We start from the raw sequence: 12,423 nt of genomic DNA, 5'->3' as shown, positions 1-12,423 counted from the left end.
TAAACCGTGATTAACGATATTCAAAAAGACGCGCAAGCGCGCATGCAAAAAAGTGTAACTGCACTAGGTAGCCAATTATCTAAAATTCGTACTGGCCGTGCACATCCAGCTATCTTAGATGGCATTATGGTGTCGTACTATGGCGCACCAACGCCTTTAAACCAAGTTGCTAACGTGACAATTGAAGATTCTCGTACACTTGCTATTGGTGTATTTGATAAGTCTTTGGCGCAAGCTGTTGAAAAAGCGATTATGGCGTCTGACTTAGGCTTAAACCCTATGTCAGCAGGTACTGTTATTCGTGTACCACTTCCTCCACTTACAGAAGAGCGTCGTAAAGACTTAATCAAAATTGTACGCGCTGAAGTTGAAGGCGGTCGTGTTGCTATTCGTAATATTCGTCGCGATGCTAATGGCGATGTGAAAGCGTTATTAAAAGATAAAGACATATCAGAAGATGAAGCGCGTCAATCAGATGATGCGATTCAAAAACTTACTGATAAGTTTATTAAAGAAATGGATACGCTATTAGCTGCCAAAGAAACTGAATTGATGGAAATCTAGGCAACTAAAATTATTAGTTTTGAAACGCCGTCTGGGGTATACTAGGCGGCGTTTTTTTATGGAATATTCAATATTTATGGTTCTAGACGCTGACACAATTTCACAGCAATGTTTACCTAAACATGTTGCCATCATAATGGATGGTAATGGACGTTGGGCGCAAGCTAGAAATAGACCTCGTGTATACGGGCATAAAAAAGGCGTGGATGCCGTTCGTCAGTCTGTTCAGTTTTGCACTAAGTTAGGGATACAATCGTTAACTTTATTTGCTTTTAGCAGTGAAAACTGGCGCCGACCTGAGGATGAAGTGAATACGTTAATGGAGCTTTTTTTGTTTGTTTTAACAAAAGAAGTTAAAAAGCTTCACAAAAACAATGTAAAACTGACCATTATTGGAGACTTATCACGATTCTCGGAGAGCTTGCGTAGTAAAGTATATTCCGCACAAGCGTTGACTGAGAATAACACCGGGTTGTGTTTAAATGTAGCCGCTAACTATGGCGGACGTTGGGACATGGCGAATGCGGCAAAACAACTCGCGTTGCAAGTAGCAAAGGGTGAACTCAACGCAGAAGATATTACCGAAGAGCGTTTAGCGCAGCATATGAGCATGGCAGATCAGGCAGAACCTGATTTACTTATTCGCACTGGTGGCGATGTTCGTATTAGTAACTTTTTATTATGGCAAGCCGCTTACGCAGAACTTTACTTTACCGACACACTTTGGCCTGATTTTAATGAAGCAGCATTTGCTGAGGCCATTGCGTGTTACGTTGCCAGAGAGCGACGTTTTGGTTGTACGGGCGAACAAATAAAACAATTACTCGCTCAAACCTAAATAGAATAAGGGTCACAATTTTGTTAAAACAACGCATTTTAACCTCGCTCGTGCTAGCGCCTTTAGCATTAGCATTGGTTTTTTATACACCGCTTACGTTATTTAGTTATTTTGCAGGTGCAATAGTATTATTAGGTGCATGGGAATGGTCTGCATTTATGGGCCTGTGTGACAAACTCAAAAGAAGTGCTTTTGTACTTTTAGTTGCGGCTTTACTCGCAGTGCTCAACTTACATTGGCCAATTGAAGCTTTATGGCAAAATGGTAAATTAGTGGGTGATGCAAATTATTTATTTACACTTGCATTTGCTTGGTGGATTGTTGCCAGTTATTTAGTATGGCGTTATCCCGCTATGGCTAAAGCTTGGAATGAAGGCCTCGTGATGCGAGGCATCGCTGGTTTACTAACGCTTGTGCCATTGTGGCTTGCACTTAATACCTTACGTAGTGCGCAGTATGCTGAATCTGCTCATTTTGGTTCTATGCTGATTTTAGTCGTTTTAGGTATTGTGTGGAGCGCTGATGTGGGTGCCTACTTTACTGGAAAAAGTTTTGGTAAGCATAAATTGATGCCTAAAGTGAGCCCAAATAAAACAATTGAAGGGCTCGCCGGTGGTGTCGTTGCTGCTGTTATTTTTGTCTTAATATTTTGTCATTTCACCGATGTTGATTTAGTTGTTTGGCCTGTATACGCCATTATGACCGCTTTGATTGCGTTGTTTTCTGCTGTAGGTGACTTACTCGAAAGCATGTTTAAACGCGAAGCTGGCTTAAAAGACAGTGGTAATTGTTTACCTGGTCACGGTGGGATTTTAGATAGAATTGATAGCTTAACCGCTGCGGCTCCAATGTTTGTTATGTGTTATGCATGGACGCTGAGTTTATGAGCCCAAAGCAACAACTGGTTATTTTAGGTGCAACAGGGTCTATTGGCTTAAGCACATTAGATGTTGTATCGCTAAATAAAGAACTATTTGATGTTTTTGCTTTAACCGCCGGACAAAATGCAAAAAAAATGGCTGCGTTATGCATAGAGCATGAACCTGTATATGCAGTTATGGCTTCGCAAACGGCTGCTGAGCAGTTGTCATCGTATTTAACTAATACTCAGTGTAAAACTAAAGTAAGGCATGGCGAGCAAGCTATGAGTGACGTGTGTGCTTATCCTAATGTTGATGTTGTTATGTCGGCAATTGTAGGTGCTGCTGGTTTATTGCCAACATTAAGTGCAGTAGAAGCAGGTAAAAAAGTACTGCTTGCCAATAAAGAATCACTTGTGATGTCTGGCCAGTTGTTTATTGACAAAGTTAAACAACATAAAGCAACTTTACTACCAATTGATAGCGAACATAATGCTATTTTTCAATGTCTACCTTCTTCGTTACAAAATGCCAAAGGCGATCAAAATTTACAGCAACATGGCGTAAGTAAAATTTTGCTTACCGGTTCTGGTGGCCCATTTTTAACCCGTGATATAAATACGTTAAAAGATGTCACTGTTAGCGAAGCAGTCGCTCACCCTAATTGGTCTATGGGTCAAAAAATATCAGTAGATTCGGCCACTATGATGAACAAAGGCTTGGAGTTTATTGAAGCTAAGTGGTTATTCAATTGTGACACCAGTGATATTGATGTAGTTATTCATCCGCAAAGCATTATTCATTCAATGGTTCAGTACCACGACGGTTCTATTTTAGCGCAAATGGGTAACCCTGATATGCGCACTCCTATTGCCCATGCACTTGCATATCCTGAGCGAATTAATGCGGGTGTAAAGCCTCTCAATTTTTCTGATATTACAGACTTTTCATTTACCAAGCCTGATTACGCCCGTTATCCTAATTTACAACTTGCGGTTGATGCATGTAGTGCAGGGCAAGGTGCTACAACGACAGTAAATGCAGCGAATGAAATAACAGTAAACGCGTTCTTAAATGGTAAAATTGGTTTTACCGATATATACAAAATAAATGCACAAACACTTGAAGCTGCAACGTACACCAATGTGCAAAGCTTAGATGAAATTTTAGAGTGCGATAAATTAGCGCGGATTAGCGCTTTGCAATTTATAACAAAAGTGGCGCATTAATATGTTTGATTTTTTTTGGAACCTAGGCTCATTTATTTTAGCGCTTGGTATTTTAGTGGCCATACATGAGTACGGCCATTTTTGGGTTGCGCGCAAAATGGGCGTTAAAGTGCTGCGTTTTTCAATTGGTTTTGGTAAACCACTTATAAAATGGCACGATAAATATAATACTGAATACGTAATTGCAGCAATACCACTAGGCGGTTATGTAAAAATGCTTGATGAGCGTGTTGATGAAGTACCACAAAACCAACGTCACTTATCGTTTAATGCTAAATCGGTTCAAGCGCGTATTGCTATTGTTGCAGCGGGTCCTATGGCAAACTTTTTGTTTGCTATTTTTGCACTTGCTGCCATGTATATGGTGGGTGTGCAATCGGTTAAGCCAGTTGTTGGCAGCGTTACTGAAGGGAGTCGAGCGGAGCAGGCGGGCATAATGCCAAGCCAGCATATTATTAAAATTGGCGATGACGATATAACAACGTGGCAAGATGCTACATTTGCACTAATGTCGAGCTTAGGTGAGGAAAGCGTTGAGGTTACGGTTCGTGATAAAAATCTACAACCACGTATTAAAACGCTTAATTTAGATGGTTGGAAACTTGATCAGCAAGATGTTCCGCCACTGAGTTCGTTAGGTATTGTTCCATTTAGACCTCAGGCAACACTGACTATTGCCGCTGTGACTGAAAATTCAGCAGCAAAACAAGCAGATTTGAAGGTTAATGACACTATTTTGGCTGTAAATGGCGAAACAATAAGCAGTTGGCAGCAATTAGTTAATCTTATTACGCAATCGGCTAACAAATCTTTACAATTTAGTGTAAAAAGACAAGATAGTATAAAAAGCATTACAGTAACCCCGCAAAGCCGCCTTGATAATAGCGGTATTGAACAGGGCTTTTTGGGCGTAGCACCGGTTGTTCAACAATGGCCAGAAGGGTATGTAGAGACTAGACAATACGGCCCTCTTGACAGCATTGTCCGAGGAACAAAAGAAACATGGCGCTTGATTACTCTTAGCTTTGACATGATAGGTAATTTAATTACAGGCCAAGTTTCTGTTAAAAATTTAAGTGGTCCCGTGGGCATTGCAGTCGGTGCTGGAACTAGCGTAAGCTATGGCTTAGTTGCATTTTTAAGCTTCTTAGCCTTGATTAGCGTTAACTTGGGTGTATTTAATTTATTACCCTTGCCAGTGCTTGATGGTGGACACTTAATGTATTACATAATTGAACTTTTTCGTAAAAAGCCAGTCTCTGAAAAGACACAAGAGTTTGGTTTTAAAGTGGGAGCCTTGCTACTCATTTTTCTAACATGTTTCGCTTTGTTCAATGATGTATCACGTTTGTAGCTACAGCGTGACAATTACTAATTAGAACACGATTGTAAAGCATCATTAATTTTAGGTGCTAAGCGGTAATACAGTTGTATAGGATAAAGATAATAAAATGGCTATAAAAAAACATTTGGCAGTTTCAAGTTTATTGGGTGCAAGCTTTGCAGCACTGGGCCAAACTTCCTTTATTGTTGAAGATCTTAAAGTTGAAGGCTTACAGCGCGTAGCACTGGGTGCTGCATTAACGCATATTCCTATCAATGTGGGCGATAATGTTGACGACTATACGATTTCAAAAACAATAAAGTCACTTTACCGCTCTGGTCACTTTGACAACATAAAAGCACTTCGTGATGGCAATAATGTTATTTTTAAAGTAACAGAACGTCCTACGATTAGCTTTATTGAGTTTGAAGGCAATAAAGATATAAAAGACGAGCAACTTAATGAGTCGCTTGAACAACAAGATATTCGCCAAGGTGAACCGCTTGATAAAACTGTTATCGATAATATCGAAAAAGGGTTAGTTGAGTTCTTCCACAGTATTGGTAAATACAACGCTAAAGTTGATATTAGTGTAACTAAATTACCACGTAACCGCGTTAAGCTTAAATTAGAGTTTGATGAAGGTGATGCCGCCTCCATCCGCCAAATAAACTTGGTTGGTAACGAACTTTTTTCTAATGAAGACTTATTAAAGCTTGCCGAGTCACAACAAGATTTACCGTGGTGGCAATTTATGGGCAGCGACCGTTACCAAAAGCAAACGGTTGAAGGCGATTTAGAAAAAATTCGCAGCTTTTATTTAGACCGTGGTTACTTACGATTTAATATCGATTCAACACAAGTGTCAGTAAGTCCTGAACGTGAGTCAGTATATGTTACAGCCAACTTAACTGAAGGCGTAAAATACAAAGTTAAGGGTTTTGATTTTATTGGTGACTTACTTGGGCGCGAAGACTTAATAAAAAGTGTTATTCCACTTCGTGCAGGCGAGTTATATAACGGTTCAGTAGTAACGTCTTCTGAAGAGTTTATTAAAAGTTACTTAGCACGTTTTGGCTACGCAAATGCTGAAGTACGTACTATTCCAGAGATTGACGACGAAAAGCAAGAAGTGCAATTAACGTTGTCGGTTAATCCGGGTAAACGTGTTTATGTGCGTCGTATTATTGTTGGTGGTAACCAAAATACGGCTGATGAAGTATTGCGCCGCGAAATGACACAACTTGAAGGTGCTTGGTTATCTAATCAGAACCTAGAGCGTTCAAAACTACAAATTCAACGTTTGGCCTACATGGAAAAAGTTGATTTTAATGTAGTGCCAGTCCCTGGTGTGGATGACCAAGTAGATGTTGATTTTACAGTAAAAGAGCAATCAGCCGGTAGCTTTAATGCCGGTCTGGCATATGGTTCTTACCAAGGCTTACAATTTAATATTGGTGTGACAGAATCTAACTTTTTAGGTACTGGTAACCAAATTGGATTCAATATTAATACCTCTAAGGGTTCTGAACGTGTAAGTTTATCGTACACTGACCCTTACTTTACGCCTGATGGTGTATCACAAGGTAGTAGTATTTTTTACAGTAACTATGATGCGAGTGCCTTTAGTCTTGTTGACTACAAATCGAAAAGTTACGGTATCGGTACAAATATAGGTTTCCCAATTGATGCGATTAATCGTATTAACTTTGGTGTGCGCTGGATCAAAGAAGAGCTATCGGATATTGCTGAGTATGAGCAAACACGAGTATTGCGTGAAACATTCTTAGATCCGGAAAACCCAGATGCTGGTTTCGATTTTAATAAATATGAGCTAAGTGTAGGTTGGTCGCGCGTTACTGTTAACCGAGGTTTATTTCCAACAGCGGGCTCACGTCAAACACTTAACCTAACTGCGACAACGCCAAATTCTGATCTTCAGTACTTTAAACTGAATTACGATTCACGTTTTTATTGGCCTATATCAAATGACCACCGTTGGGTATTTTCAACGCGTGCAGCGCTTGGTTATGGTAACGGTTACGGTTCAACAAATGGTTATGATCAAACATTACCATTTCAAGAATACTTTCGTATAACTGAAATGGAACTTCGTGGCTTTGACCGTAATACAATATTACCACGTGCTGTATCGCGTATACCGCAGTCTATTCCGGGTACACCGGGCACAGACGGTGCTACAACAGGCACTATAGGCGGTGCGTCTGAGTTTGATGTATTAATACCTCAAGGTCGAATTGGTGGTAATGCTAAAGCGGTAGCTGGAATGGAACTAATTGTTCCTACGCCATTCTTAGATGAAGAAAATACCAGTTCTGTCCGTACGAGTTTCTTTGTTGATGCGGCAAACGTTTGGGATACTGAATTTAATGTAGATCGCTTTCAAAACTTAGGTGTTGATGAGCGTGCCAAATTAGATGATTATTCAGATCCGCTGCGTTTTAGGATTTCAACCGGTTTATCATTACAGTGGATCTCTCCAATGGGTCCTATGCTGATAAGTTTTGCGTATCCATTGCAAAAAGAAGAAGATGACGATACGAAAACCATCAGTTTTAATATTAGTAACACTTTTTAAAGGAGCTTTTTATGAAAAAATTATTTAAATCAACAGCAGTAGCTGTTTTAGCAACACTTATTATGGGAACTTCTGCGAGTGCACTTGCACATAAAGTAGGTATCGTAGATATGCAGGAAATTTATAAACAAATTCCTCAAATGGCAAAAATCGAACAGTCTTTACAAACCGAGTTTGCTGAGCGCCGTCAAGAACTTGAAAAGTTACAAGGTGATATTCGCTTTGAAGCTGAAAAGTTTAAGCGTGAAAGCACAACGATGAGCCAAGTTCAAAAAGATGCACTACGTGACAAAATTCAAGGTATGCAAAAAAACCTTGCTGAACAAGGTCGTCCTTTAGAGCAAGAAATTAAAGCACGCCAAAACCAAGAACTTGCTAAAGTTCAGGGTGTTATTATTAAAACAATTGAAGAAATTGCTAAAGATGGCGACTTTGATGAAGTTAAAGTAAAAGACACGACAATTTACTTTAACCCTAAAGAAGTTACCGATCTTTCATCTAAAGTTGTAGCCGCTGTTAGTAAGAAATAATCACTCCATGCAAAATTATACGCTTTCGCAAATTGCGGAACTTCTAGGCGCCGAACTTCAGGGTGATGGCGCTTTAGAAATAAAAAAAATAGCGACACTTGCAAATGCCCATTCTGGGCATATTGCATTTTTAGCGAACTCAAAATATCGATCGCAACTTGAGACTACTCAAGCTAGTGCTGTAATAGTAAGCCAAGCCGATGCACAGTACTTTAATGGCAGTAAAATTATTGTTGCTAATCCGTATGTAAGTTACGCTAAATTAGCGCAATTTATGGATACCACGCCACGCTCAGCCTCGACGGGTATTCATCCAAGTGCCACTGTCCATTCAACAGCGATCGTTAGTGACAGCGCGGCTATTGGTGCTAACGCAGTCATTGAAGCTGGTGCAGTGATAGGTGACAATGCGCAAATTGGTCCGAACAGTTTTATCGGGGAACGTGTTAAAATTGGTTCTGGCACTAAGCTTTGGCCTAGTGTGACTATTTATCACGATGTCGAAATTGGTACAGATTGTTTGTTTCAAGCAAATAGTGTTATAGGTAGCGATGGGTTTGGTTATGCGAACGAACGCGGGCAGTGGGTTAAAATACCCCAGCTAGGTTCTGTGATCATAGGTGACAAAGTTGAAGTGGGTGCTAGCACAACAATTGATCGTGGCGCACTGGACAACACCATCATCCATAGCAATGTTATTATCGATAATCAATGTCAAATAGCGCACAACGTTGAAGTTAATTCAGGCACCGCAATTGCGGGCTGCACTGTACTTGCTGGAAGCGTTACCATTGGCAAAAACTGTCAAATTGGTGGCATGGTTGCAATTAATGGTCACATGTCTGTATGTGATGGTGTTATAATTACCGGCATGAGTATGGTGACAAAATCAATCACCGAACCAGGTATTTACTCATCTGGTATGCCCCATACAACAAACAAAGAATGGCGTAAATCAATAGCTCACTTGCGTAACCTTTCAGATATGAAATCTCGTCTTAAAGCGCTTGAAGCATTGGCTAAGTCATAAACGTTGAACACTAATAAGGATGCTATTTTGGCAAACGAATTAAATAGCCTTGATATTCAAGAAATTTTAGCTTTATTACCGCACCGTTATCCGATGCTATTAATAGATCGTGTTATTGACTTTACTCCTGGTAAATCTTTACATGCTATTAAAAATGTTTCTATAAACGAACCTATTTTTACTGGGCACTTTCCAAATCAGCCTATTTTTCCAGGTGTGTTAATTTTAGAAGCAATGGCTCAGGCAACGGGCTTACTTGGTTTTAAAACGGTTGAAAATCGTAGCGAAAACGAGCTTTACTTGTTTGCAGCAGTCGATAATGCGCGTTTTAAGCAACCGGTAATTCCTGGTGATACAATGCATCTTCATGTTGAGTTCTTAAAGGAACGTCGCAACATTTGGAAATTTTCGGCAGAAGCAAGAGTCGACGGCAAAATAGTATGTAGTGCCGAAATTATGTGTGCTAGAAGAGAGTTTTAATAGTGATCCATTCTACAGCAATAATCGAACCTGGCGCTAAACTAGGCAACAATGTCTCAGTTGGTCCGTATAGTTATATTGGCAATGATGTTGTTATCGGTGATAACTGTATTATTGAGTCTCACGTTGTTGTTAAAGGGCCATCAACTATTGGCGCTGGCAATCATATTTTTCAATTTGCGTCTGTAGGCGAAGCCTGCCAAGACAAAAAATACAACAACGAGCCAACCACATTAATCATGGGTGATAACAACGTTATCCGTGAATGTGCCACTATTCACCGTGGTACGATTCAAGACCAAGGCGTTACTAAAATTGGTAGTAATAATTTGTTTATGGCTTATACACACGTTGCACATGACGCGGTAATTGGCGATAACGTAATTTTTGCTAACAATGCAAGTGTGGCTGGTCATGTACATGTAGGCGATTGGGTTATCTTAGGTGGTAATTCGGGAGTTCATCAGTTTTGTAAAATCGGCGCACATGCATTTATTGGCATGTATTCTGGTGTTAACAAAGATGTACCACCATTTGTTACTACCATTGGTATGCCAGCAGGCCCTGCAGCTATCAATAAAGAAGGCATGAAACGCCGTGGTTTTGAAAGTGACGAAATTATGGCTGTACGCCGTGCATATAAAGCATTTTATCGTAAGAGCCTAGGTGTTGAAGAAGCTATTGAGTCGCTTAGTGAAGATGCTGCAAAGTATCCTGCAGTGCAGTTGATGATCGACTTTGTTAAAGGTTCTGAGCGCGGTATTGTCAGATAACGGCTTCTTAATTAAAAAAACCACCTTAGAGAAATCGAAGGTGGTTTTTTATTATTTAAAGTTTACTGTCGCGTTAGTTCAAACATTTGATTTTCAGATCCAGCGCTGCAAGTCCATTGCAATAGATTTGCCCCGTCATTTGCTTTATTTCCCTCAACATCAAAACAAAGTTCACTATTACGATTTATTATCCGCCATTTTCCTGTACCAGCGGCTTGGAATCTAAATTGTTGATTATAACTACCGGTATATGTGTACAGAGCAATGTTTGCACCATTAACCGTTGAATTAGCGGCTACATCAAGGCCCTTTGATGGAGCATTAACTGGTGAAATTCTATGCCAAATACCATCGACCGTTGATATATTGAATTTTTGACAATCGTTATTTAACCATGACCATTGCGATATGTTAGCACCATTGCTATTTGCACAATTAGCTACATCAAGTGATTTAGCACTGTGCTTAGGTGTAACCCTGTATACGCCATTAACTAGGGTATTAGTGACTGAACTACCTGAGTCGTTATAGCCATTGTAAACCTCAAATTCAGCAACTCTCGGTGTTGAGTTTGAAGAGTTAATAACAAAACTGACTTTTGACAAATTTACACTCGAAAAGGTGATTACATTAGGTACAGCCCCGCCATTAGCGAGCGTTGTGCCTGTATCGTAATTAACCAGCGACCATGAAGTAATATTTCCTTGAGCACCTGACGCTTCAATAATCTTTACAGCATTAATTGTCGTATTTAAGTTTTTAATATTTATTGTGCCAGTAGATGAATTTGGCGACCAGTAAGTGGATGTATCTCCATCTTTAACATTACCATAACTTGTACCGCTGGCTTTAGAGCTGCCATCTACACCTGCAGCCAAAGCAAGATTTTCCCCTGAAGGAGTCGGCTCAGGTGGATTTGTTGGATCCGTAGGCTCAGTTGGATCTGTGGGCTCAGTCGTACCACATTCACCATTTGACTCTTTTAAGCCCTTATTTGCACCTGCGGTTGCTGCAATAATTGCAGGAACACACTGAGTATTATCCAGTTGATAGTTATAAGGTATACTAATAGAAGTAGTTGATGAAGGATTTGGGCCTGCTGGGTGAAGCTTACTTTCATCTTCAGACCAATCAATATTGTCCCAGATATTACCGCTTACTTGCCAATATCCCATATCGTTAGTGTAAAAAGTACCTAGTGGGTCTTTAGAGTCTTGAAAGTAGTTATTTTCAGCACGCATCTTACCACCTATGCGTGGATTCATCCCAGATGACTGTATGCCACTATAGTAGTTATTATAAGCATGGGCTGTTGCGTGTCTGAGTAAAGGTGTTCGTGAATTTATATTTTGATAGTAGTTATGATGAAATGTTACTGGGCCATTAGCATCATCGCTGTCGCTTGAGCCAACCAAACCACCTCGACCTGAATTACGCAAAATACTATAAGATAAAGTTACGTATTTTGTATTATTTTTCATATCAAAAAGTGCATCATAGCCACTGCTTTCACCACCACTTGCTTCAAGTGTTACATGGTCAACCCATACATTTCGAACATTAGATTCCATACCAATTGCATCACCTCCGTTTGAGGTTGGTGAGCCTGATTTTTTTACATTTCGGACATGAACATTTTGAATAATAATGTTTGACGAAGAACGAATATGGATACCGAGTTGGTCAAATAAAGCACCACTGCCAACACCAATAATAGAAACGTTACTAATTTCTTTTAGTTCAATTAAGTCAGGACCAGTGTTACAGCTATCACCAGATACCTTGCTTGTATTACCATGATTAATTGTGCCTTCAACTTGAATGATAATTGGTGTATCACTCGATGCACGATTACATAAAGCTTGGTGTATTTGGGTTCCTGTTGTTGCATATACTACATCACCACCGGCACCACCTGTTGTATTACCGTTTGTTGAAGCATATCCAGATGCATTTGCAGCTAGGGCACTGCCGCCATAAATTGCGGCTACTATTGCAGTTGTGTGTAAAGAGTATTTTAAAATATTAGTTTTTTTCATTTTAACTCCAATTAAAATGGTTTTCAGTGTAAAAACTTTTGTATTTAAGACTGCAGTGATCATTAACAAGTTTTATTCTTGAACTACAAATGCCACCGGTGGCATATTCACTTTAAATAATAATAATAACAATAAGTAAAAAGGATTAGATGGAGCG

Annotated in this window: 11 protein-coding genes; 10 read left to right on the top strand and 1 reads right to left on the bottom strand. The window is 39.7% G+C overall.

The annotated features are described in order from the left end of the window. The first annotated feature begins 42 nt into the window (after positions 1–42). The 10 genes from frr to lpxA all read left to right on the top strand — a co-directional run bounded on the left by frr (position 43) and on the right by lpxA (position 10,227). Positions 43–564 carry a ribosome recycling factor gene (gene frr / locus LOS73_RS16050; protein WP_370587472.1) on the top strand — a complete coding sequence of 174 codons (522 nt, stop codon included), beginning with the start codon at positions 43–45 and terminating at the stop codon, positions 562–564. A gap of 58 nt (positions 565–622) precedes the next feature. Then, the gene (locus LOS73_RS16045; protein WP_457933982.1) at positions 623–1,402 is read left to right on the top strand and encodes an isoprenyl transferase; all 780 of its coding nucleotides are present in this window, start codon (positions 623–625) and stop codon (positions 1,400–1,402) included. Positions 1,403–1,422: 20 nt separating this feature from the next. Continuing rightward, positions 1,423–2,289: a phosphatidate cytidylyltransferase gene (locus LOS73_RS16040; RefSeq protein WP_007376813.1), complete on the top strand. Its 867-nt coding sequence runs from the start codon at positions 1,423–1,425 to the stop codon at positions 2,287–2,289. Beyond that, complete coding sequence (gene ispC, locus LOS73_RS16035) at positions 2,286–3,491, top strand: 1-deoxy-D-xylulose-5-phosphate reductoisomerase (RefSeq protein ID WP_007376812.1); 1,206 nt, start codon at positions 2,286–2,288, stop codon at positions 3,489–3,491. Before LOS73_RS16040 ends, ispC begins: the two co-directional genes overlap by 4 nt. 1 nt (position 3,492) lies before the next feature. Further along, positions 3,493–4,845 carry a sigma E protease regulator RseP gene (rseP, locus tag LOS73_RS16030; RefSeq protein ID WP_033039699.1) on the top strand — a complete coding sequence of 451 codons (1,353 nt, stop codon included), beginning with the start codon at positions 3,493–3,495 and terminating at the stop codon, positions 4,843–4,845. Positions 4,846–4,942: 97 nt separating this feature from the next. Continuing rightward, a complete protein-coding gene (gene bamA, locus LOS73_RS16025) occupies positions 4,943–7,414 on the top strand; it encodes an outer membrane protein assembly factor BamA (RefSeq protein WP_007376810.1) in 2,472 nt (823 codons plus the stop codon). Positions 7,415–7,425: 11 nt separating this feature from the next. Next, positions 7,426–7,944, top strand: coding sequence for an OmpH/Skp family outer membrane protein (locus tag LOS73_RS16020; RefSeq protein ID WP_007376809.1), 519 nt, complete (start codon positions 7,426–7,428; stop codon positions 7,942–7,944). A 7-nt stretch (positions 7,945–7,951) separates the two neighbouring features. Then, the gene (lpxD, locus tag LOS73_RS16015; RefSeq protein ID WP_008133880.1) at positions 7,952–8,974 is read left to right on the top strand and encodes a UDP-3-O-(3-hydroxymyristoyl)glucosamine N-acyltransferase; all 1,023 of its coding nucleotides are present in this window, start codon (positions 7,952–7,954) and stop codon (positions 8,972–8,974) included. Positions 8,975–9,001: 27 nt separating this feature from the next. Continuing rightward, a complete protein-coding gene (gene fabZ, locus LOS73_RS16010; RefSeq protein ID WP_007376807.1) occupies positions 9,002–9,454 on the top strand; it encodes a 3-hydroxyacyl-ACP dehydratase FabZ in 453 nt (150 codons plus the stop codon). Positions 9,455–9,456: 2 nt separating this feature from the next. After that, positions 9,457–10,227: an acyl-ACP--UDP-N-acetylglucosamine O-acyltransferase gene (lpxA, locus tag LOS73_RS16005; protein WP_033028555.1), complete on the top strand. Its 771-nt coding sequence runs from the start codon at positions 9,457–9,459 to the stop codon at positions 10,225–10,227. Between the two features lie 62 nt (positions 10,228–10,289). Here the strand turns inward: lpxA and LOS73_RS16000 are convergent, their stop codons facing one another. Then, positions 10,290–12,266 (bottom strand): pectate lyase family protein, encoded by a 1,977-nt coding sequence (locus LOS73_RS16000; RefSeq protein ID WP_457933981.1) that lies wholly within the window; start codon positions 12,264–12,266, stop codon positions 10,290–10,292. Between the last annotated feature and the right edge of the window lie 157 nt (positions 12,267–12,423).

It is taken from the genome of Pseudoalteromonas sp. SCSIO 43210, assembly GCF_054133285.1.
The sequence above is the reverse complement of the archived record's forward strand: the minus strand, read 5'-3'. Positions and strand labels throughout refer to the sequence as shown.